The organism is Pseudomonas sp. R3-57, assembly GCF_051132065.1.
In the GTDB taxonomy this organism is placed as follows: domain Bacteria; phylum Pseudomonadota; class Gammaproteobacteria; order Pseudomonadales; family Pseudomonadaceae; genus Aquipseudomonas.
In genome coordinates this window covers 3,580,526-3,603,220 of record NZ_CP071655.1, presented here as the reverse complement: position 1 = coordinate 3,603,220, position 22,695 = coordinate 3,580,526, and the positions used below count along the sequence as shown (strand labels likewise).

Here is a 22,695-nt window from a genome sequence, read left to right as displayed (position 1 = left end):
CGCTCAGGCGCTGATTTCGTTGCGCCGGCGCAGGGCGGCGGCGATCACCATGACCAATACCGACAGGCCGATCAGCAGCGTCGAAGCGACGGCGATCACCGGGGTCAGGTCCTGGCGCAAAGTGGTCCACATTTTCACGGGAAGGGTTTGCAGGGTCGGGCTTGCCATCATCACGCTGAGCACCACTTCATCCCACGAAACCAGAAAGGCGAAGAGGGCGCCGGCGACCATGCCCGGACGAATCGCCGGAAACGTCACCTTGAACACCGCTTGCAGGCGCGAGGCGCCGCAGATCACCGCCGCGTCTTCAATCGACTGATCGAACAGCTTCAGCGAGTTGATGATCGAGATGATGGTGAACGGCAGTGCGACGATCACATGGCTGACGACGAACGCGAACATCGTCCCGGTGTAGCCGAGCTTGAGAAACAGTGCGTACACCGCCACGGCGATGATCACCAGCGGCACGATCATCGGCAGGGTGAACAGCCCGTACAGCATTTCCCGGCCAGGAAAACGCCCGCGCACCAGCGCAAACGCGGTCGGCAAGCCGAGGGCCACGGCGCAGATCGTGGTCAGCACGGCCACTTTGAGGCTGGCCGCAGCGGCGCTCATCCAGTCGGGATTGGAGAAGAACTGGCCGTACCATTTCAGCGTCCAGCCCGGTGGCGGGAACACCAGCCACTGCGAGGAACCGAACGACAGCAGCACGATGAACACGATCGGCAACAGCAGGAACAGACCGATCAGCCCGGTGGTGGCATACAAGCCGAAACGCATGCGCCGGCTCATGGCGTTGGGAGTCAGGAGCATGTCGGCTTACCTCGCGTTGCTGGCGCCAACCGGGGATTCCGGCTGAAGCTTCAGGTAGAAGTAGAACAGCACCAAAGTGATCGCGATCAGCAACGCAGCGCCGGCACTGGCCAGGCCCCAGTTGAGGAACGATTGCACCTGCTGAATGATGAACTCCGGCAACATCATGTTCTGCGCGCCGCCGAGCAGCGCCGGGGTCACGTAGTAACCGAGCGACATCACGAACACCATCAACCCGCCGGAGGCCAGACCCGGCCGGCACAGCGGCAGGAACACCCGGAAGAAGTTGGTCCACGGGCTCGCGCCGCAGATCGAGCCGGCCTGCAGGATCATCGGGTCGATGGCCTGCATGGTCGCCTGCAACGGCAGCACGATGAACGGGATCATGATGTAGCTCATGCCGATCACCACGCCGGTGAGGTTGTGCACCATTTCCAGCGGCTGGTCGATGATGCCCATGGCCATCAGCGCCTTGTTGATCACGCCCGAGGCTTGCAGCAACACCAGCCATGAATAGGTGCGGGCGAGCAGGCTGGTCCACATCGACAACAGCACGATGTTGAGAATCCAGCGGCCCCAGCCGCGCGGCACCAGGGTGATTGCCCAGGCCAGCGGGAAGCCCAGCAGCAGGCTGAACAACGTCACCAGCCCGGCCACCGAAAAGGTGTTGAGCAACACCCGCGCATACGCCGAGTTGGCGAACAGCTGTTCATAGTTGCCAAGGCTTGGCGTTGGTTCGAGCACGCCGCGCAACAACAGGCCAATCAACGGCGCCAGAAAGAACAGGCCGAGGAACAACAGCGCCGGGGCAAGGTTGCCGGCGCCGCGCCAGCGGTGTCTGAGGGACGGGGCTTGCTGCATCGCAACCGCCTGGGTTCCGTGGGCCGAACCGGCAGCGCCGAGGGCGCTCCCGGTAGCAGTGGAGGGACGGGGCGCGGTGGCCGCCATTTTCATTTGACCAGCCATTCGTTCCACCGTGTCGCGATGGCCGGACCGTTCTTGGCCCAGTACGCAAAATCAAGAGTGATCTGATCCTTGGCGTAGGCAGTCGGCAGGTTGGGGGCCAGCGTCGAATCCAGACGCCCCACACTGTCGAGGTTGACCGGCGCGTAGGCGGTCAGGTTGGAAAAGTCAGCCTGGCCTTTGGCGCTGCTGGCGTTGGCGAGGAACTTCATCGCCGCGTCCTTGTTTTTCGCACCTTTTGGAATGACCAGAATGTCGGCCATGACCAGGTTCTGCTTCCAGCTCACGCCGACCGGCGCGCCGTCTTCCTGCAGGGCGTGGACGCGACCGTTCCAGAACTGGCCCATGCTCGCTTCACCGGAGGCCAGCAGTTGCTGCGACTGCGCGCCGCCGCCCCACCAGACGATGTCTTTCTTGATGGTGTCGAGTTTCTTGAAAGCGCGATCCAGATCCAGCGGGTAGAGCTTGTTGGCGGCGACGCCATCGGCCAGCAGCGCCAGTTCCAGCACGCCGGGGCTCGGCCATTTGTACAGGGCGCGTTTACCGGGGTAGGTCTTGGTGTCGAACAGCGCGCTCCAGTCCTGCGGCTTGTTGGCGCCGAGCTTGCCTTCGTTGTAGCCGAGGACAAAGGAGAAGAAGAACGAGCCGACACCGTGATCGTTGACGAAGCGCAAGTCGATCTTGTCGCGCTGGATCACTTTGAAATCGAGGGGTTCGAGCAGGCCTTCAGCCGCGGCGCGCAGGGCGAAATCGGCTTCGACATCGACCACGTCCCACTGCACGTTGCCGCTCTCGACCATGGCCTTGAGTTTGCCGTAGTCGGTCGGCCCGTCCTGCACGACGGTAATGCCGCTGGCCTTGCTGAACGGATCGGCCCAGGCCTGCTTCTGCGCATCCTGGGTGCTACCGCCCCAGCTGACGAAGTTGACGCTTTCGGCAGCCATTGCAGCCTGGCCGGTGACGCTGAGCAGTCCCGCAAACAGAATTGCGGTTGCAGCTTTGTTCAACACCATTTTTACGCCCTCATTGTTGTGTTTATTGAGCGGGCTTGCGTTGTTGCCCGCCTGACGGGAGCAGTAGATGGACGTTCGTTGGAGTGTCCGGTCTATGGAATATCATATTATGGTATTCCAAACTTTGTGCAAGCACTTTGCCTTACCGGTTATCTGGCGAAGCCGTTTTAGTGCCTCAGGAAATCAATGTTTGAAATACAAACCCCTGTAGGAGTGAGCCTGCTCGCGATAGCGGTGTGTCAGCCAACATCTTCCTCAACTGATACACCGCCATCGCGAGCAGGCTCACTCCTACAATTGAATCTGTGCTTGGCGCGGGTTATTCAGTGAACGGGATGCTCTCGACCACCTCAAGGTCATACCCGGTCAACCCCGCATATTTCAGCGGCGGGCCGAGATGCCGCAGCTTGCCAACCCCGAGGTTCTGCAGAATCTGCGCTCCGGTGCCGACTTCCGAATAGATCCGCGACTGCGAGCGGCTGAACTGTCGCGGTGGCTGGGTCAGTTGCGGCACCCGCTCAAGCAAGGCCTGTGACGACTCATGATTGGCCAGCACCACAACCACCCCGTGACCTTCGGCAGCGACCCGTTGCAGCGCCGCCCACAGCGTCCAGTTCTTCGGCCCGCTGTATTCGGCACCGACCAGATCGCGCAGCGGATCGATCACATGCACGCGCACCAGCGTCGGCTCGTCACGGCGCAGATCGCCCATGACCATCGCCATGTGCACGCCGCCCTCGATGCGGTCCTCAAAGGTGATCAAGCGGAAGGTGCCGTGTACCGTCGGCAGCTCACGTTCACCGATGCGTTCGATGGTGTGCTCGGTGCTCAGGCGATAGTGGATCAGGTCGGCGATGGTGCCGATCTTGATCCCGTGCTTGCGTGCGAACAGTTCCAGATCCGGGCGCCGGGCCATGGTGCCGTCGTCGTTCATCACCTCGACGATCACCGAGGCTGGAGTGAAACCGGCCAGTCGCGCCAGGTCACAACCGGCTTCGGTGTGGCCGGCGCGGGTCAGCACGCCGCCTTCCTTGGCGCGCAGCGGGAAGATGTGGCCGGGCTGCACCAGGTCTTCGGCACGCGCATTCGGCGCGACGGCGGCGGCGACGGTGCAGGCGCGATCGGCTGCGGAAATGCCGGTGGTCACGCCGACCGCTGCTTCAATCGACACGGTGAACGCGGTGCTGAACACGCTGCCGTTGCTCGGGACCATTTGCTCCAGGCCCAAACGCTGGCAATGTTCGTCGGTCAGGGTCAGGCAGATCAGCCCGCGCGCTTCGCGGGCCATGAAGCTGATCGCCTCGGGCGTACAGCGGTCGGCGGCCAGCAACAGGTCGCCTTCGTTCTCGCGGTCTTCGTCATCGACCAGCAAAACCATTTTGCCGAGGCGATAATCTTCGATGATTTCTTCGATGCTGTTGAAGGCCATGCTGGACTCTCAGGGTTCGTTGGAAATATATTGGTATACCATAATACGAAATCAACCAAGAGGTCACTATGAAGGCGTACTGGATTGCTCATGTGGATATAGCCGATGCCGAACACTACAGCCAATACACCCAGCGCACGCCGCAGGCGATTGCCGCGTTCGGTGGCGTATTTCTCGTCAGAGGCGGGCGCAGCGAAGCGATGGAAGGGCGTGAAACGCCGCAACGCACGGTGGTGATCGAGTTCGAGAGCTATGAGCAAGCCGTGGCGTGCTACCGCTCGGCGGCGTATCAGGAGGCGAGGCGTTATCGCGAGGACTGGGCGAGGGCGGAGATCATTATCGTTGAGGCCTTTGCCCCGCTCTAAGCCGCATTGATCGTTCCCACGCTCCGCGTGGGAATGCAGCCCGGGACGCTCTGCGTCCCATCCAGAGCCGAACGCGGAGCGTCCGTAGAGGCATTCCCACGCGGAGCGTGGGAACGATCAGACATCAGCGCATGAAGTGAATTTTGCCGCTGTCGTCATTACCCATGTAAATCCCGTAAACCCCCGCCTGACGCTCTTCGATGTAGCGCTCGAGAATCTGCCGGATCGCCGGGTAGTAGATCTGTTCCCACGGAATGTCTTCAGGGGCGAAGAATTTGTAGTCCAGCGTCTCCGGCCCATATTGCCCGGTAATCTCCAGGGCGATGGCGCGGAAGATGATGTACACCTCGCTGATCTTTGGCACGCTGAAAATCGAATACGGCGAGACGATCTCGGCGCGCACGCCGCTTTCTTCCCAGACTTCGCGCAACGCCGCCTGCTCGGTGGTCTCAAAGCTTTCCATGAAACCGGCAGGCAGCGTCCAGGTGCCCGGGCGCGGCGGGATCGCCCGTTGGCACAGCAGGTATTTGCCGTCCTGCTCGATGATGCAGCCGGCGATGATCTTCGGATTGACGTAGTGGATGTAGCCACAGCCGCGGCACATCAGGCGCTCGTGCGTATCGCCCGCCGGTACCTGCTGACCGAGGTCAGGGCCACCGCATTTCGGGCAATAGCTCGGGCTGAACATATCAGTGACCTATACGCGGTTCTTTCAGCGCGATCGGCAGGGTGATCGCCGGCGTCGCGCCAGTCTCTTCCTGCTTGCGCTTGAGGTAGTCGAGGGCCACGGCAGCCGCAGCGCGCACGTGATCGACACAGGCCTGATGCGCCGCCAGCGGATCGCCGCTCTTGATTGCCGCGACCATTTTTTCCATCTCGTGATTACTTGCGCCGCGACGGTTTTCCTGCGACACCGAGGTCGCGCGCAAGTAGCTGATGCGCGCCTGCAACTGGCGCAACTGGGTGGCGGCGACGTGGTTGCCCGAGCCTTCGAGCAGTACGTCGTAGAAACCCTGCACCGAGTCGATCACCTGCTGCAACTCGCCGTCCTTCAACGCCTTGCGGTTGTCGTCGAGGGCTTTTTCCAGGGCTTTGATGTCCTTGGCCTTGGCGCGCAGGGTGAACAGCTGCACGATCAGGCCTTCGAGCACGCAACGCAGTTCGTAGATATCGACGGCATCGGCGAGGGTGATGATCGCCACGCGCGGGCCCTTGGCGTCGGCGAATTCGACCAGACCTTCGGATTCAAGATGACGCAAGGCTTCGCGCACCGAAGTGCGGCTGACGCCGAGGCGATCACACAGGTCGCGTTCGACCAGACGATCGCCTGGCATGAGCTGGAAATTCATGATCGCGCTACGCAGTTTGTCCAGCACGATTTCGCGCAGGGTAACGGGGTTGCGATTGACCTTGAAGCTGTCGTCGAGTGGCTGGCGTTTCATGGGGTCCGCTCTTGAGCTTGGCTGTCCATGCCAGACGGGCATCTAAACAGCCGAGGGGTTAACTGGAGGCCTCGGCGTCGGCTTCGGCAAAGGCTTCACGGGCCAGCCGGAAACTGTCCACGGCTGCCGGAACGCCGCAATAAATGCCGACCTGAAGCAGAATTTCGCGTATTTGCTCACGACTCAGGCCGTTACGCAAGGCGCCACGCACATGCAGCTTGAGTTCGTGCGGGCGGTTGAGCGCCGAGATCATCGCCAGGTTGATCATGCTGCGCTCCTTGAGCGACAACCCCTCGCGTCCCCAGACATGGCCCCAGCAGTACTCGGTGACCATTTCCTGCAGCGGACGGGTGAAGTCATCGGCGTTGTCGATCGAGCGCTGCACGTAGGCTTCGCCCAATACCTGGGTGCGGATCTTCAGGCCTTTTTGGTACTTTTCGTTACTCATATTCTTTGCCTCACCTCAATCCCTGTGGGAGCTGGCTTGCCAGCGATGACGGCGTCACATTCGAAATCAATATCGACTGACCTGACGCCATCGCTGGCAAGCCAGCTCCCACAGGGTTTTGCGTTGTTAGCTCAAACCAGGGTCGGCAGCGCACCCAGCTTGCCCTTGTGGTAAATCATCGGCGTCACCGGTTGCTCGGGCAGGATCAGGTGCTTCACTGCGCCGACGATGATCGCGTGGTCTCCGCCATCGTATTCCCGCCACAACTCGCACTCGATGATCGCCGTGGCCTTGGCGAGGATCGGGTTGCCCAGATCGCTCAAGTGCCACTCGATGTCTTTGGCCTTGTCCTTGCCCTTGCCGGCGAACGCATAGGCTTCGGCGGTCTGCTCGGCGGAGAGCAAGTGAATGGCGAACTTCTTGCTGTCGCGCAGCACCGGATAGGTGTCGGAGGCGTAGTTGGGGCAGAACAGCACCAGTGCCGGGTCGATCGACAGCGCGCTGAAGGCGCTGGCGGTGATGCCGACGATGCCGCCGTCCGGGTCCAGCGTCGTGACCACCGTGACGCCGGACGGAAACGAGCTCATGACGTCTTTGTAAATGCCGGGTTCGATCATTTCGCAGGACTCCTAGCGCATCACAAACGGATCAGGCATTGGCGCCTGGGAGAGATTGATCCACACCGTTTTCAGTTCGGTGTAGGCCAGCACCGAATCGATGCCGCTTTCGCGTCCATAGCCACTGTTCTTGAAGCCGCCGATCGGCGCCATCGCCGACACCGCGCGGTAAGTGTTGACCCAGATGATCCCCGAGCGCACATCGCGCGCCAGGCGATGGGCACGGCCCAGGTCGCGGGTCCAGATGCCGGCGGCGAGGCCGAACTGCGAGTCGTTGGCGATTGCCAGCGCTTCGGCTTCATCTTTGAAACGGATCACCGACGCCACCGGACCGAAGACTTCTTCCTGCATGATCTTCATCGAGTTGCGGTCGCACTCGAACAGCGTCGGCTCGTAGAACCAGCCTTCGCCGACATCCGTCGGCCGCTTGCCGCCGGTACGCAAACGCGCGCCTTCAGCGATGGCATCGGCGACCAGGCCTTCGACTACCGCCAATTGCTGGGCGGTGGCCATCGGGCCCATCTCGCTGTGGTCTTCCTGCGGGTTGCCGATGCGAATGCGCTGGGCGCGTTCGACCAGCCGATTGACGAACTCGTCGTAGATTTCGTCCTGCACCAGCAAGCGCGAACCGGATACGCAACTCTGCCCGGACGCGGCGTAGATGCCGGCAATCGCGCCGTTGATCGCGCTGTCCAGATCGGCGTCGGCGAAGATAATGTTCGGCGACTTGCCGCCCAGTTCCAGCGACAGCTTCGCGAAGTTCTCGGCGCTGCTGCGCACCACATGCCGTGCCGTCGCCGCGCCGCCAGTAAAGGCGATCTTGCGGATCAGCGGATGGCGGGTGAGGGCGGCGCCGGTGCTCGGGCCGTAACCGGTGACGACGTTGACCACACCCGGCGGAATCCCGGCTTCGAGGGCCAGCCGCGCCAGTTCCAGAATCGTTGCCGAAGCGTGCTCGGACGGCTTGATCACAATGGTGTTGCCGGCGGCGAGGGCCGGGGCCAGTTTGATTGCCGTCAGATAGAGCGGGCTGTTCCACGGAATGATCGCGGCGACCACGCCCATCGCTTCGTGCACGGTGTAGGCAAACAGGTCGGGCTTGTCCAGCGGCAGCGTGCCGCCTTCAAGCTTGTCGGCCAGGCCGGCGGTGTAGTGGAAGAACTCCGGCAGATAGCCGACCTGGCCACGGGTTTCGCGGATCAGCTTGCCGTTGTCGCGGCTTTCCAGCTGCGCCAGTTGTTCCTTGTTTTCAGCGATCAGGTCACCGAGGCGGCGCAGCAGCTTGCCCCGTGCGGTGGCGGTCAGACCGCGCCAGGCCGGGCTGTCGAATGCGGTTTGCGCGGCTTGCACGGCGCGTTCGACGTCGGCTTCATCGGCATCGGGCAGTTCGGCCCAGGCTTGCGCCGAGGCCGGGTTGAGGCTTTCGAAGGTCTTGCCGGAGAGGGCGTCGACCCATTCTCCGCCGATGCACATCTGGAAGCGTGCGAGTGTCATGCAACGATCCCCTTTATATGGTTTTGTCGGGAGTGTGCGAATTGCAGAAATTGCAGCAATGTCTGGTTGACCAGGCGCGGCGACTCTACCGGCATCATATGCCGTTGCTCGGGGAGCACGGCAACCTTCGCACCGGGAATGCGTCGGGCCAGTTGCTCGGCCATTTCCGGGGTCGAACCGGGATCGAGCTCGCCAGTGGCGATCAGCGTCGGTGCGGTGATCGTGCCGAGGTCGTCGGCGCGGTACATGTCCTGGGTGGCGAACAGTTCGTAGGTGGTCAGGTAACCCTGCGGATCGTTGTTGGCCAGGGTCTGGCGCAGCGCGGCGATCTGTGCCGGGTTGGCCGCCTGATATTCACGGCTGAACCAGCGTGACAGCGCCGCTTCGGCGTTGGCATCCGGGCCATGCTCGGCGGCCTGCGCGGTGCGCGCGATGACACCGGCACGCTGCTCTTCGCTGCGGTTGAACACGCTGTTGAGAACCACCAGGCTTTGCAGGCGCTCTGGGTAGTGCAGGGCAAACGCCCGCGCGACCAGGCCGCCCATGGAGAAACCGATCACTGCGGCCTGCGGCAGATTCAGGTGATCGAGCAGTTCGAGCAACTGATCGGCGTAACCGAGCAGGTCGGTGCCGCTGGCCGGCCGCGGACTGGCGCCGTGGCCGAGCATGTCGTAGGCGATCACCTGATAGTCGCTGGACAGGCCAACGATCTGGCCGCCCCACATTTCTTTGTTCAGGCCCACGCCGTGGATCAAAACCACGGGCTGGCCTTGGCCGGTCGCCAGGTAACTGGTGCCAGCCGGGGTGAGTTCAGCGGTGAGCCGAATCATGGAGCGCTCCTGCAATGCCTTTTTATTGTGATTACTGGGCTTTTTCGGCGGCCAGTTCTTCCAGATCGATGTAGCGGTTGCCGATGCGCGGGTGCAGACGGCCGCCGTCAGCGCAGCCCAGCACCACGACGATTTCGTCGGCACGCGGGGCGTCTTCGATCTGCATTTCCAGGGTGATGTAGTGCGAACGCTGACCTTCGTCGTCCTTGTGCATCATCGGGATCTGGATCGAGGTGCCCGGGCCGCCGCGCTTGTTGGTGAAGCTCAGGTAGCTCTTGGCGTTGACCGCTTCGCGATAATGGTTGCCGAAGCGCAGGGTGTGGATCACGGCGGAGGCGTGTTCGATCTCGCCATCAGCGCCGACCACCGCGGCTTTGCCGTAAGCCTCGATCTTTTCCGCGCCGCCGATGATGCCGACCAGACGCTCGACCATCAGCGCGCCGAGATCAGAGCAGTTGGCGCGGATCTGCGGCTTGAGGTCTTCGACAAAACCGTTGCCCACCCAAGGGTTCTTCATCACCACGGCGAGGCCCACCATGGTCACAGGCTTGTCGGTGGCTTTGCCGCCTTCAATAAAGGTTTCTTCGACATAGCTGACGATCTTGCGGATTTCGAAACTCATGAGCTGCTCCGTAGGGGGATTGAGAGTGTCTGTGCGTCTGATGGTATACCATAATACTGATCGTGCAAGTCCCCTCGCGCACTTTTGCCGCATCACCCCGGCGAATGGTCATGTATTCAAATCCGCAAGGCACCACCGACCCCTGTAGGAGTGAGCCTGCTCGCGATAGCGGTGTGTCAGCCAGTGATTTGCTAACTGACGCACCGCTATCGCGAGCAGGCTCACTCCTACAGGGGGGAATCCGTCGGCAATGTGGTTAACAAAAGATAACGTGGCGCCGATTGTCAGACGTTTCGAAAGCCCGATAGGATGAGCCAGCTTCCGAAGGGGCTCTGGATGGCGGGTTTCAGGACTATGCTTCTGATCAGCCATCATCGCAGCACCCTTGCGGCGCCCTTGAAGGCCTGATGGCCCAACAATAATAAATAGGGGAAGGTCTATGAGTCGTTGCCGCCCGCCGGCGTTGCGCAACACCGCGTTGCTGGTCACAGCACTCTCTCTGCTGGGTTTTGCCACACTCTCGGCGCCCGTCATCGCCGCCGAGGCACCTGCTGACGTGGTGTATGCCACGGAATCGGCAAAAGCCGCGAAAAGCCTGATTCTCGATGTCGTCCATGCCGGCAAGCGCCTGGTCGCGGTGGGTGACCGTGGGCACATTCTCTATTCCGATGACCAGGGCAAAACCTGGGTCCAGGCCAAAGTGCCAACCCGGCAACTGCTCACCGCCGTGTATTTCGTCGACGACCAGCACGGCTGGGCAGTCGGCCATGACGCGCAGATCCTCGCCAGTGCAGACGGCGGTCTGACCTGGACCAAGCAGTTCGAAGACCTCAAACGTGAATCGCCGCTGCTCGACGTCTGGTTCAAGGACGCCAACAGCGGCTTTGCCGTGGGCGCGTACGGCACGCTGCTGGAAACCACCGACGGCGGCAAGGACTGGCAAGACGTCAGCGACCGCCTCGACAACGAAGACCAGTTCCACCTCAACGCCATCGCTGCCGTGAAAGACGCCGGGCTGTTCATCGTCGGCGAGTCGGGCAGCATGTTCCGCTCCGCCGATGACGGCCAGACTTGGGAAAAGCTCGAAGGCCCGTACGAAGGTTCGCTGTTCGGCGTGATCGGCACGGCGCAAGCGCAGACCCTGCTGGCCTACGGCTTGCGCGGCAATCTCTACCGCTCCACCGATTTCGGCAGCAACTGGGAGCAGGTCGAGCTTAAAGCCGCGCGCGGTGCGCTGGAGTTCGGCCTCTCCGGCGGCACGCTGCTCGAAGACGGCTCGATCGTCATTGTCGGCAACGGCGGCTCGGTGATCAGCAGCAGCGACAACGGCGAGACCTTCAGCGTGTTCAACCGCCCGGACCGCATTTCGCTGTCGTCGGTCGCCGCGGCCGGCGACGGCAATCTGGTTCTGAGCGGGCAGGGCGGTGTACACCTCACCCAGCCAAACGGTGCCGAGACCAATAACAAGAAGGCGGGCCTATGACTTCCTTGATCACTCCCCAGCAGGAAAAGGCGACGTTCCTCGAACGCCTGATTTTCAACAACCGCCCGGCGGTGATTCTGATCTGTCTGGTGGTGAGCATTTTCCTGTTCTGGCAGGCCACGCTGATCCGGCCGTCGACCAGTTTCGAAAAAATGATCCCGCTGCAGCATCCCTTCATCGAAAAGATGATGGAGCACCGCAATGATCTGGCGAACCTCGGCAACACCGTGCGTATTTCGGTGGAAGCCACTGACGGCGACATCTTCTCCAAGGAGTACATGGAGACCCTGCGGCAGATCAACGACGAGGTGTTCTACATCTCCGGCGTCGACCGCTCCGGGCTGAAGTCGCTGTGGAGCCCGAGCGTACGCTGGACCGAAGTGACCGAAGAGGGCTTCGCCGGTGGTGAAGTGATCCCGCAGAGCTACAACGGCTCGCAGGACAGCCTCGATCTGCTGCGCAACAACGTGCTCAAGTCCGGCCAGGTCGGGCGTCTGGTGGCCAACGATTTCAAGTCGAGCATCGTCGACATTCCGCTGCTCGAGTCGTATCCGGACCCGCAGGACCAGGGCAAGTTGCTCGCCCTGGACTATCGCCAGTTCTCCCATGAACTCGAAGACAAGATCCGCAACAAGTTCGAAGCACAGAACCCCAACGTCAAGATCCACATCGTCGGTTTCGCCAAGAAGGTCGGCGACCTGATCGATGGTCTGGTGATGGTCGTGCTGTTCTTTGGCGTCGCCTTCGTCATCACCTTGATCCTGCTGCTGTGGTTCACCAACTGCGTGCGCAGCACCATTGCCGTGCTGAGCACGACGCTGGTAGCGGTGGTCTGGCAGCTCGGCTTGATGCACTTTTTTGGCTTCGGCCTCGATCCATATTCGATGCTGGTGCCGTTCCTGATTTTCGCCATCGGCATTTCCCACGGCGTGCAGAAGATCAACGGGATCGCCCTGCAATCCAGCGAGGCCGACAACGCGCTGACTGCCGCACGGCGCACGTTCCGGCAGTTGTTCCTGCCGGGGATGATCGCGATTCTCGCCGATGCGGTGGGCTTCATCACCTTGCTGATCATCGACATCGGCGTGATCCGTGAACTGGCGATTGGCGCGTCCATCGGTGTGGCGGTGATTGTCTTTACCAACCTGATCCTGCTGCCGGTGGCGATTTCCTATGTCGGCATCAGCAAGCGCGCGATCGCCAAGAGCAAGAAAGACGCTAACCGCGAACATCCGTTCTGGCGCCTGCTGTCGAACTTCGCCAATCCGAAAGTCGCACGCATCTCGGTGGTGCTGGCGCTGATCGCCTTCGGCGGCGGCCTCTGGTACAGCCAGAACCTGAAAATCGGCGACCTTGACCAGGGTGCGCCGGAACTGCGCCCGGACTCGCGCTACAACAAGGACAACAACTTCATCATCAGCAACTACTCGACCAGTTCCGACGTGCTGGTGGTGATGGTCAAGACCAAGGCTGAAGGCTGCTCGCGCTACGAAGCCATGGCGCCGATCGATCAGTTGATGTGGAAGATGCAGAACACCGAGGGCGTGCAGTCGGCGATCTCGCTGGTGACCGTGTCCAAGCAGATGATCAAGGGCATGAACGAGGGCAACCTGAAATGGGAAACCCTGTCGCGCAACCCGGACGTGCTGAACAACTCGATCGCCCGTGCCGACGGCCTCTACAACAACAGTTGCTCACTGGCGCCGGTGCTGGTGTTCCTCAACGATCACAAGGCTGAAACCCTCGATCGTGCGGTGAACGCGGTGCAGGAATTCGCCAAGGAGAACAACAAGGACGGCCTCGAATTCATCCTCGCCGCCGGTAACGCCGGGATCGAAGCGGCGACCAACGAAGTCATCAAACAGGCCGAGCTGACCATCCTGATTCTGGTGTACATCTGCGTCGCGGTGATGTGCATGATCACCTTCCGCTCGTGGGCGGCGACCCTGTGCATCGTCCTGCCGCTGGTGCTGACCTCGGTCCTCGGCAACGCGCTGATGGCGTTCATGGGCATCGGCGTGAAAGTCGCGACGTTGCCGGTGGTGGCGCTGGGGGTGGGGATTGGCGTGGACTACGGCATCTACATTTACAGCCGTCTGGAAAGCTTCCTGCGTGCGGGGCTGCCGTTGCAGGAAGCCTATTACCAGACCCTGAAATCGACCGGTAAAGCCGTGCTGTTCACCGGCCTGTGCCTGGCAATCGGCGTGTGCACCTGGATCTTCTCGGCGATCAAGTTCCAGGCTGACATGGGGCTGATGCTGACCTTCATGTTGTTGTGGAACATGTTTGGCGCGCTGTGGCTGCTGCCGGCGCTGGCCAAGTTCCTGATCAAGCCGGAGAAACTGGCGGGGCAGAAGGGCAATTCGTTGTTTGCCCATTGATCTGAGTGGCTGAAACGACAAAGCCGCAACCTTTGGGGGTTGCGGCTTTTTTATGTCCCGGAATCCACTCAGATCAAATGTAGGAGTGAGCCTGCTCGCGATAGCGGTGTGTCAGGCGGTAAATGGTCAACTGATACACCGCTATCGCGAGCAGGCTCACTCCTACAGGGGATTTATGGTGTGTCAGGAGAGTTCGGTGCCAAGCACCACACTCAGCGCACTCCGCGCATCATCCAGCTGCACCAGCGTCGCATGCCTTGCGCCGAGGGCGTCGCGATTTTCAATCGCGGTCAAGATCGCCTTATGCCGCGGCAGCGCCAGCTCATGCAGATTCGGCCGCTGATTGGAATGCTTCAACGCCTCGGCAATCGCCACCGCGAGCATGTTGCACAGGTTCGCCAGCAAATCATTGTGCGTGGCATCGGCGATCCGGCTGTGGAAGTCCAGGTCCGGTTGCAACAAGGCTTCCGGTGTCGGCGCCGCTTCCATGCGTTGATACGCTTCATGGATGGCGGCGATGTCGGCATCGGTGGCGTGCTGGGCGGCGAGGGCAGCGGCGGCGGGTTCGATGATGCTGCGCACGCTGGTCAGCACGTTGAAGAATTCGTTCTGCGGGCTGCTTTGCATCAGCCAGTGCAGCACGTCCGGGTCGAGCATGTGCCATTCGCGGCGCGCCTTGACCACCGTGCCGACGCGCGGTTTGGAGTACACCAAGCCCTTGGCCACCAGCACCCGCGTGGCCTCGCGCAGCACCGGCCGGCTGACCGCGTACTCCTCGCAGAGCAGGGCTTCGGCGGGCAGTTTGTCGTCGGGCAAAAAGCGTCCGGAGACGATCTGCATGCCCAGTTCCTGGACGATGCGCGAGTGCATGCTTTTACGGTCGGAGGGTTTGCGGTAATCCATGGGGAGCGGCGCGATCCTGAGCGATGGAGATGCCGCGCATCATAGCAGGCACGGCGCAATCTTGAGTCGGGCAATGATCGTTCCCACGCTCCGCGTGGGAATGCGGCCCGGGACGCTCTGCGTCCCATTTCCGAGCTGGAACGCGGAGCGTCCCTTGAGGCATTCCCACGCGGAGCGTGGGAACGATCGGTGGGGCTGTTAGTGCGAGTGGCGTGGGACTTCAGCGCCGCGGCAACCAACCAGGAAGTCGAAGTCGCAACCCTGATCCGCTTGCAGCACATGGTCGATGTACAGCTGACGATAACCGCCCACCAGCAATTGCTGCGGTGGCTGCAGGTCGGCCATGCGCGCGGCCAGTTCGGCATCGGAAATGTCCAGGTGCAGACGCCCGCTGGCGCAGTCGAGTTCGATCCAGTCGCCTTCCTTCACCGCCGCCAAAGGCCCGCCGGCCGCCGCTTCCGGCGCGACGTGCAAGACCACCGTGCCGTAGGCGGTGCCGCTCATCCGCGCATCAGAAATGCGCACCATGTCGGTCACACCCTGCGCCAGCAGCTTGGCCGGCAAGCCCATGTTGCCGACTTCGGCCATGCCCGGATAACCCTTCGGCCCGCAGTTCTTCATCACCAAAATCGAGTCTTTATCGACGTCCAGCTCCGGATCGTTGATCCGCGCCTTGTACATGTCGAAGTTCTCGAACACCACGGCGCGGCCGCGATGCTGCATCAGTTCAGCAGTGGCGGCAGAGGGTTTGAGCACCGCACCGAGTGGCGCGAGGTTGCCGCGCAGTACGCAGATACCGCCGTCGGCGCGGATCGGATTGTCCAGCGTGCGGATGACTTCGTCTTCGCCGTAGATCGGCGCGTCCTTGGTGTTCTCGCCGATCGATTTGCCGTTCACGGTCAGTGCGTTTGGATTGGGGATCAGATTGGCTTCGCCGAGGCGACGCAGCACCGCAGGCAAACCACCGGCGTAATAGAACTCTTCCATCAGGAAGCGCCCGGAAGGCTGCAGGTCGACGATGGTCGGCATGCCGCGACCGATGCGCGTCCAGTCGTCCAGATCGAGTTCGACGCCGATGCGCCCGGCAATGGCTTTCAAGTGAATTACAGCGTTGGTCGAACCACCGATGGCGGCGTTGACGCGAATGGCGTTTTCGAAGGCTTCCTTGGTGAGGATCTTCGACAGTTTCAGGTCTTCGCGCACCATTTCCACGGCGCGCATACCGGACATGTGCGCCAACACATAACGGCGCGCATCCACTGCCGGGATCGCTGCGTTATGGGGCAGGGAAGTGCCCAGTGCTTCGGCCATGCAGGCCATGGTCGACGCGGTGCCCATGGTGTTGCAGGTGCCCGCCGAGCGCGACATGCCGCCTTCGGCCGCAAGGAAATCGTCAATGGTGATGGTGCCGGCCTTGACCTGTTCGCTGAGCTGCCAGACCACCGTGCCCGAGCCGATGTCCTTGCCCTTGTGCTTGCCGTTGAGCATCGGACCGCCGGTGACAACGATCGCCGGCACGTCGCAACTGGCCGCACCCATCAGCAGCGCCGGGGTGGTCTTGTCGCAGCCGGTCAGCAGCACCACGCCGTCGATCGGGTTGCCGCGAATCGCTTCTTCAACGTCCATGCTCGCCAGGTTGCGGGTGAGCATGGCGGTCGGGCGCAGGTTCGATTCGCCGTTGGAGAACACTGGAAATTCCACTGGAAAACCACCGGCTTCGATCACGCCGCGTTTGACGTGCTCGGCGATCTGGCGGAAGTGCGCGTTGCACGGCGTCAGCTCCGACCAGGTGTTGCAGATGCCGATGATCGGCTTGCCGTGAAACTGGTGGTCGGCAATGCCCTGATTCTTCATCCAGCTGCGGTACATGAAGCCGTTCTTGTCGGCCGTGCCAAACCATTGGGCGGAGCGCAGGGTGGGTTTCTTATCAGCCATGATCGATTCTCTTATTGTATGACTATAGTGTTCCAGCGATGGCCTAACATAAGCGCAAATTCGCCGCTTTGGAAGTGTTGTTGCGTAATTAGTATTACTATATAGTCGTTTTCGACGGAGGGATGGCCCTGGCCGCTGTGCAGCGAGAGGCGTCCCCCGAGGTTCTATAAAAACAACAATCGGAGACCGATCTCATGAGCCAGGAATTGCGGCTTATCCGGCGCATCACACTGAAACTGATTCCCTTCCTGATCCTGCTGTACCTGATCGCCTATGTGGATCGCTCCGCCGTCGGCTTCGCCAAGCTGCACATGGGCGCCGACATCGGCATCGGCGACGCGGCCTATGGCCTGGGCGCCGGGCTGTTCTTCATTGGTTACTTCCTGCTTGAAATCCCCAGCAACCTGATGCTCGAACGCTTCGGCGCGCGGCGCTGGTTCGCGCGGATCATGATCACCTGGGGCGCAATCACCATCGGCATGGCCTTCGTTCAGGGCCCGCACAGCTTCTATGTGATGCGCTTTCTGCTCGGCGCGGCCGAGGCGGGCTTCTTCCCCGGCGTGCTGTACTACATCACCCAATGGTTCCCGGTGCGCCATCGCGGCAAGATCCTCGGCCTGTTCATCCTCTCGCAACCGATCGCGATGATGATCACCGGACCCGTGTCCGGCGGTTTGCTCGGCATGGACGGCATCCTTGGCCTGCACGGCTGGCAGTGGCTGTTTATCGTCATCGGCACTCCGGCGATCCTGCTGACGTGGCCGGTGCTGCGCTGGCTGCCGGACGGCCCGCAGCAAGTGAAGTGGATGGATCAGGCGGAAAAAGACTGGCTGACCGGTGAGCTGAAAAAGGATTTGCAGGAATACGGCCAGACCCGTCACGGCAATCCGTTGCACGCTCTGAAGGACAAGCGCGTGTTGCTGCTGGCGCTGTTCTACCTGCCAGTGACCCTGAGCATTTATGGCCTCGGCCTGTGGCTGCCGACGCTGATCAAGCAGTTTGGCGGCAGCGACCTGGTCACCGGTTTCGTGTCCTCGGTGCCTTACATCTTCGGCATCATCGGCCTGCTGATCATCCCGCGTAGTTCCGACCGCTTGAATGATCGCTACGGGCACCTGGCGGTGCTGTATGTGCTCGGTGCGCTGGGTCTGTTCCTCAGCGCCTGGCTGTCGATGCCCGTCGCGCAACTGGCGGCGCTGTGTCTGGTCGCGTTTGCGTTGTTTTCTTGCACGGCGGTGTTCTGGACCTTGCCGGGGCGCTTCTTTGCCGGCGCGAGCGCGGCGGCGGGGATTGCGCTGATCAACTCGGTCGGCAATCTGGGCGGGTACATCGGGCCGTTCGTGATCGGCGCGCTGAAGGAATACACCGGCAATCTGGCTTCGGGGCTGTACTTCCTCTCGGGCGTGATGGTGTTCGGGCTGATCCTGACTGGCATCGTTTATCGTGTGCTGGAACGCAAGCATGTACTGCCGGTTGAGCAGTTTGCTGCCAGTGCGCGGGGCGCTACCCGCACCTGAACCCGGACGATGATTTACCACCGACCCTGTGGGAGCTGGCTTGCCAGCGATGACGTCGGCCTATCCGATATTGATGTGTCTGACAGATCGCTATCGCTGGCGAGCCAGCTCCCACAGGGATTTGCAGTGTTGCGCATTTTTGACTAAAGGAGAGGACGTATGCATTTGGTTCAATTCGAATTAACCAACGGCGAGCGCCGCGTCGGCGTGGTCGACACGGCGCGGGTGCGTGAAGTGCAGGGCGCGCGCAGCGTACGCGATCTGGCGCTGGCCGCCATCGAGGCCGGCCACTCGCTGGAGCAGCACGTACAAACCCTCGGCTTCGGCGCCGATCACGATTACCCCGAACTGCTCGCCGAGCTGCGCATCCTGCCGCCACTCGATCACCCGGACCCGGCGCACATGCTGGTCAGCGGCACCGGCCTGACCCACTTGGGCAGCGCCTCGGCGCGGGACAAAATGCACCAGCAGGCCGGCGATGAAGCGGCCATGACCGACACCATGCGCATTTTCAAATGGGGTCTGGAGGGTGGCAAACCGGCGGCGGGGCAGGCCGGTGTGCAACCGGAGTGGTTCTACAAAGGTGACGGCAGCATCGTCGTGCGCCCGGGCCAACCGTTCCCGTTGCCGCCGTTCGCCGAGGACGCGGGCGAGGAGCCGGAAATGGCCGGCCTCTACGTCATCGGTCACGACGGCAAGCCGTATCGCCTCGGCTTTGCGGTGGGCAACGAGTTCTCCGATCACGTCATGGAGCGCAAGAATTACCTGTACCTGGCGCATTCGAAATTGCGCAGTTGCAGTTATGGTCCGGAACTTCGCACCGGTGAATTGCCTCAACACCTTGCAGGTGCCAGTCGCATCCTGCGTGACGGTGAAGTGCTGTGGCAGAACGAATTCCTCAGCGGCGAGGCCAACATGTGCCACAGCCTGGCGAACCTCGAATACCACCACTTCAAATACCGGCAGTTCCTGCGTCCGGGCGACGTGCACATTCATTTCTTCGGCACCGCGACGCTGTCGTTCGCCGACGGCATTCGCACCCAGCCGGGCGACGTGTTTGAAATCAGTCAGGCTGAGTTCGGCGCACCGCTGGTCAATGGTATCGTGCCGATCGACGCAGTATTCGCCCCCGACAGCATTGGCACCCTTTAAGGAGATCCCATGACTCAGATTCTCGGTCACAACTACATTGGCGGTCAGCGCAGCGCCGCTGGCAGCGTCAAACTGCAATCGGTCGACGCCAGCACCGGCGAAGCACTGCCGCACGACTTCATTCAGGCCACCGCAGAAGAAGTCGACGCCGCCGCCAAGGCCGCCGCCGCCGCATATCCGGCCTATCGCAGCCTCAGCGCTGAACGCCGCGCACAGTTTCTCGACGCGATTGCCGATGAGCTGGACGCCCTCGGCGATGATTTCGTCGCCGTGGTCTGCCGCGAAACCGCACTGCCGGCCGGGCGCATTCAGGGCGAACGCGGTCGCACCAGTGGGCAGATGCGTCTGTTTGCCAAGGTCCTGCGTCGCGGCGACTTTTATGGCGCACGCATCGATCAGGCATTGCCCGATCGGCAGCCATTGCCACGCCCGGACCTGCGTCAATATCGCATCGGCCTCGGCCCGGTCGCGGTGTTCGGCGCGAGCAACTTCCCGCTGGCGTTCTCCACTGCCGGCGGCGACACCGCAGCGGCGCTGGCCGCCGGTTGCCCGGTGGTATTCAAGGCCCACAGCGGCCACATGGCCACCGCTGAGCTGGTCGCGGATGCGGTGATTCGTGCGGCGGAAAAAACCGGCATGCCGGCAGGTGTGTTCAACATGATCTACGGCGGTGGCGTCGGCGAGTGGCTGGTCAAGCACCCGGCGATTCAGGCGGTTGGTTTCACCGGTTCGCTCAAGGGCGGCCGCGCGCTGTGCGACATGGCCGCGGCGCGTCCGCAGCCGATTCCGGTGTTCGCCGAAATGTCCAGCATCAACCCGGTGATCGTACTGCCGCAGGCACTGGCGACACGCTCGGAAACCGTCGCCCGCGATCTCACCGCGTCGGTGGTACAGGGCTGCGGTCAGTTCTGCACCAACCCGGGTCTGGTCATCGGCATCCGCTCGCCGCAGTTCAGCGCGTTTGTGCAGCAGGTTGCTGCAGCGATTGGTGATCAGCCGGCGCAAACCATGCTCAACGCCGGCACCCTCGGCAGCTACGGCAAAGGCCTGGAAAAACTCCTGGCACACAGCGGCATCGAACATCTGGCTGGCAATCCGCAGCAGGGCAATCAGGCGCAACCGCAGCTGTTCAAAGCGGATGTCAGCCTGTTGATCAACGGCGATGAAGTGCTGCAGGAAGAAGTGTTCGGCCCGACCACGGTGATCGTTGAAGTCGCCGATCAGGCGCAACTCAGCGCTGCGCTGCACGGCCTGCACGGGCAACTCACCGCGACGATCATCGGCGAGCCGGCCGACTTCGAACAGTTCGCCGAACTGACGCCGCTGCTCGAGCAGAAAGTCGGGCGCATCCTGCTCAATGGTTATCCGACCGGTGTCGAGGTGTGTGATTCGATGGTCCACGGCGGGCCGTATCCGGCGACGTCCGATGCGCGCGGCACCTCGGTGGGCACGCTGGCGATCGACCGTTTCCTGCGCCCGGTGTGCTTCCAGAACTACCCGGACAGCTTGCTGCCCGAGCCGCTGAAGAACGCCAACCCGTTGCGCATTCAACGATTGGTGGATGGCAAGCCATCGCGTGAAGCGATCTAAAACCCACCCATGATCCCCATGTAGGAGTGAGCCTGCTCGCGATAGCGGTGAGTCAGTCAATCAAGATGTCGGCTGACACGATGCAATCGCGAGCAGGCTCACTCCTACAAGGGGACGGCGCGACATTAAGCTATCATTGGCCCTTTCCCCCCCAAGAAAGACTGTTTGCCATGACTGCCCAAACCCTTCTCAACGCCCTCGAACACTGCGGTATGGTCGTAATCGACGACCTGCACGCCTTCGAATTCGCCCTCGACGAAGACGATAACCTGCACATCGAATGCATGGTTGGTCGTGAGGCCAAACATTGGGAATTCACCCCGGCACAAGTCGAGGCTGCCACCTTTGATGAAAAGCTGAAGAACTGGCTGATCATCGGTTACGCCAGCCACACCAAGACCACCGGCGAACACCGCCTGGTCTGCCTCGGTGATGTAGTCAGCAGCAGCGACGATGAGGATGAACAATAATGAAAATGCGTAATTTCTGGCCGCTGCTGATGGCCGGCAGCGTCGGCGCGATGGGCTTTTCCGGCGCCTATGCGGAAAACTTCCAGTTGCTGGTCGGCTCGTACACCGCCGGCAGCAGCGAAGGCATTTACCGGATGAGCTTCGACAGCGCCACCGGCCAGATCGCCGCCAAGCCGCTGCAAGTGGTCAAAACGGAAAACCCGTCGTGGCTGACCCTGTCCAGGGATCAGAAACGCCTGTTCGTAGTGAACGAAAACGGTCCGGGCCAGCAGGACCCGGTCGGCCGCGTCAGCAGCTTCGCCATCGATCCGAAAACCCACGCCCTGAGCCTGATCAATCAGGTGCAGAGCCTGGGCAACGAGCCGACCCATTCGAGCCTCAGCGCTGACGCCAGCCATTTGTTTGTCAGCAACTATTCGGTGGTGGAAGATCCGGGCGGCACCCTGGCGGTGTTGCCGGTCGGTGCCGACGGCAAGCTCCAGCCGGTGGTGCAGATGAGCGCGCACCCGGCCAGCGGGGTCAATCCTGAGCGTCAGGCGTCCAACCACGTGCATTCGACGGTGTCCTCGCCGGATGGCCGTTACGTGTTCTCCAACGATCTGGGCGCGGACAAGATCTTCATCTATCAATTCGACCCGAAAGCCAATCCGCACCTGCCGCTGACGCCTGCGAAGACGCCGTCGGTGGCATTGCCGGCCGGCAGTGGCCCGCGTCATTTGCTGTTCAGCGCCGACGGCAAGCACGCCTGGCTGACCATGGAAATGAGCGCGCAGGTCGCGGTGTTCAACTACAAGGATGGCGTCCTGACCCAGACGCAACTGGTCGATCTGGCGGCCGGTCAGCCGACTTCGGACAAGGCCGGCGCCGCGTTGCATGCCTCGGCAGACGGCAAGTTTCTCTACGTCAGCAACCGTGGCACCGCCAATCAACTGGTGGTGTTTGCCATCGATCCGGCCAACGGTCAGTTGAAAGAGCTGCAAAAACGCTCGGTGGAAGGCGACCATCCGCGTGAATTCGCCCTCGATCCGAGCGGGAAATTCGTGTTGATCGCCAATCAGAAGAGCAACGAGATTGTTGTCGTCGAACGCGATGGCAAGACCGGTCTGCTCGGCAAAACCGTGCAGAAACTGCCAATCGACGCGCCCAGCGACCTGAAATTTCTAGTGCGACAATAAGCCGCAGGCCCCGTTATTCGGGGCCTGCGTCTTTGTATTAATTACACTGATAA

General features: G+C 61.7%; 21 protein-coding genes. 8 read left to right on the top strand and 13 right to left on the bottom strand.

The genetic code is table 11. The features are described 5' to 3' along the window. Positions 1–3: 3 nt before the first annotated feature. The 4 genes from J3P93_RS16060 to ribBA form a co-directional block, all read right to left on the bottom strand. The gene (locus J3P93_RS16060) at positions 4–813 is read right to left on the bottom strand and encodes an ABC transporter permease (RefSeq protein WP_008088090.1); all 810 of its coding nucleotides are present in this window, start codon (positions 811–813) and stop codon (positions 4–6) included. Between the two features lie 6 nt (positions 814–819). After that, positions 820–1,767 carry an ABC transporter permease gene (locus tag J3P93_RS16055; protein ID WP_434598405.1) on the bottom strand — a complete coding sequence of 316 codons (948 nt, stop codon included), beginning with the start codon at positions 1,765–1,767 and terminating at the stop codon, positions 820–822. After that, the gene (locus J3P93_RS16050; RefSeq protein WP_434589468.1) at positions 1,764–2,789 is read right to left on the bottom strand and encodes an ABC transporter substrate-binding protein; all 1,026 of its coding nucleotides are present in this window, start codon (positions 2,787–2,789) and stop codon (positions 1,764–1,766) included. Before J3P93_RS16050 ends, J3P93_RS16055 begins: the two co-directional genes overlap by 4 nt. Positions 2,790–3,108: 319 nt before the next feature. Then, the gene (ribBA, locus tag J3P93_RS16045) at positions 3,109–4,218 is read right to left on the bottom strand and encodes a bifunctional 3,4-dihydroxy-2-butanone-4-phosphate synthase/GTP cyclohydrolase II (protein ID WP_206416018.1); all 1,110 of its coding nucleotides are present in this window, start codon (positions 4,216–4,218) and stop codon (positions 3,109–3,111) included. Between the two features lie 68 nt (positions 4,219–4,286). Here ribBA and J3P93_RS16040 point away from each other — a divergent pair, with 68 nt between their 5' ends. Continuing rightward, the gene (locus tag J3P93_RS16040) at positions 4,287–4,583 is read left to right on the top strand and encodes a DUF1330 domain-containing protein (protein ID WP_434589466.1); all 297 of its coding nucleotides are present in this window, start codon (positions 4,287–4,289) and stop codon (positions 4,581–4,583) included. Between the two features lie 124 nt (positions 4,584–4,707). On the opposite strand, the gene J3P93_RS16035 is transcribed toward J3P93_RS16040, so the two are convergent. The 7 genes from J3P93_RS16035 to J3P93_RS16005 all read right to left on the bottom strand — a co-directional run bounded on the left by J3P93_RS16035 (position 4,708) and on the right by J3P93_RS16005 (position 10,036). Then, positions 4,708–5,271 carry an NUDIX hydrolase gene (locus tag J3P93_RS16035; RefSeq protein WP_434589464.1) on the bottom strand — a complete coding sequence of 188 codons (564 nt, stop codon included), beginning with the start codon at positions 5,269–5,271 and terminating at the stop codon, positions 4,708–4,710. A 1-nt stretch (position 5,272) separates the two neighbouring features. Further along, the gene (locus J3P93_RS16030) at positions 5,273–6,025 is read right to left on the bottom strand and encodes a GntR family transcriptional regulator (RefSeq protein ID WP_090282928.1); all 753 of its coding nucleotides are present in this window, start codon (positions 6,023–6,025) and stop codon (positions 5,273–5,275) included. 58 nt (positions 6,026–6,083) lie between these two features. Beyond that, entirely contained in the window at positions 6,084–6,473 is a 390-nt protein-coding gene (locus J3P93_RS16025) for a carboxymuconolactone decarboxylase family protein (RefSeq protein WP_434589462.1), read from the bottom strand. 131 nt (positions 6,474–6,604) lie between these two features. Next, positions 6,605–7,090 (bottom strand): flavin reductase family protein, encoded by a 486-nt coding sequence (locus tag J3P93_RS16020; protein ID WP_093102213.1) that lies wholly within the window; start codon positions 7,088–7,090, stop codon positions 6,605–6,607. Positions 7,091–7,102: 12 nt separating this feature from the next. Further along, a complete protein-coding gene (locus J3P93_RS16015; RefSeq protein ID WP_394597201.1) occupies positions 7,103–8,584 on the bottom strand; it encodes an aldehyde dehydrogenase in 1,482 nt (493 codons plus the stop codon). Continuing rightward, positions 8,581–9,414 (bottom strand): alpha/beta fold hydrolase, encoded by an 834-nt coding sequence (locus tag J3P93_RS16010; protein WP_208937741.1) that lies wholly within the window; start codon positions 9,412–9,414, stop codon positions 8,581–8,583. The genes J3P93_RS16015 and J3P93_RS16010 overlap by 4 nt, the downstream gene beginning before the upstream one ends. Before the next feature lie 31 nt (positions 9,415–9,445). Beyond that, positions 9,446–10,036, bottom strand: a complete 591-nt coding sequence (locus tag J3P93_RS16005) for an amino acid synthesis family protein (RefSeq protein ID WP_007917992.1) — start codon at positions 10,034–10,036, stop codon at positions 9,446–9,448. Positions 10,037–10,475: 439 nt separating this feature from the next. Between J3P93_RS16005 and J3P93_RS16000 the strand changes: the two genes are divergently transcribed. Beyond that, entirely contained in the window at positions 10,476–11,519 is a 1,044-nt protein-coding gene (locus tag J3P93_RS16000; RefSeq protein WP_434589458.1) for a WD40/YVTN/BNR-like repeat-containing protein, read from the top strand. Then, positions 11,516–13,900, top strand: coding sequence for an efflux RND transporter permease subunit (locus tag J3P93_RS15995; protein WP_203421752.1), 2,385 nt, complete (start codon positions 11,516–11,518; stop codon positions 13,898–13,900). Before J3P93_RS16000 ends, J3P93_RS15995 begins: the two co-directional genes overlap by 4 nt. Positions 13,901–14,083: 183 nt before the next feature. Here the strand turns inward: J3P93_RS15995 and J3P93_RS15990 are convergent, their stop codons facing one another. Further along, on the bottom strand, positions 14,084–14,803 hold the full coding sequence (locus J3P93_RS15990) for a FadR/GntR family transcriptional regulator (protein WP_434589455.1): 720 nt from the start codon (positions 14,801–14,803) through the stop codon (positions 14,084–14,086). Between the two features lie 198 nt (positions 14,804–15,001). Continuing rightward, positions 15,002–16,738 (bottom strand): IlvD/Edd family dehydratase, encoded by a 1,737-nt coding sequence (locus J3P93_RS15985; RefSeq protein WP_434589453.1) that lies wholly within the window; start codon positions 16,736–16,738, stop codon positions 15,002–15,004. A 194-nt stretch (positions 16,739–16,932) separates the two neighbouring features. Here J3P93_RS15985 and J3P93_RS15980 point away from each other — a divergent pair, with 194 nt between their 5' ends. The 5 genes from J3P93_RS15980 to J3P93_RS15960 all read left to right on the top strand — a co-directional run bounded on the left by J3P93_RS15980 (position 16,933) and on the right by J3P93_RS15960 (position 22,642). After that, positions 16,933–18,255 carry an MFS transporter gene (locus J3P93_RS15980; protein WP_434589451.1) on the top strand — a complete coding sequence of 441 codons (1,323 nt, stop codon included), beginning with the start codon at positions 16,933–16,935 and terminating at the stop codon, positions 18,253–18,255. 159 nt (positions 18,256–18,414) lie between these two features. Beyond that, on the top strand, positions 18,415–19,407 hold the full coding sequence (gene araD1 / locus J3P93_RS15975; protein ID WP_394597205.1) for an AraD1 family protein: 993 nt from the start codon (positions 18,415–18,417) through the stop codon (positions 19,405–19,407). A gap of 9 nt (positions 19,408–19,416) precedes the next feature. Then, entirely contained in the window at positions 19,417–20,997 is a 1,581-nt protein-coding gene (locus J3P93_RS15970; RefSeq protein WP_434589449.1) for an aldehyde dehydrogenase (NADP(+)), read from the top strand. Positions 20,998–21,167: 170 nt separating this feature from the next. Beyond that, positions 21,168–21,467, top strand: coding sequence for a DUF5629 family protein (locus tag J3P93_RS15965; protein ID WP_434589447.1), 300 nt, complete (start codon positions 21,168–21,170; stop codon positions 21,465–21,467). Then, a complete protein-coding gene (locus tag J3P93_RS15960; RefSeq protein WP_434589445.1) occupies positions 21,467–22,642 on the top strand; it encodes a lactonase family protein in 1,176 nt (391 codons plus the stop codon). The genes J3P93_RS15965 and J3P93_RS15960 overlap by 1 nt, the downstream gene beginning before the upstream one ends. The last annotated feature ends 53 nt before the right edge of the window (positions 22,643–22,695 follow it).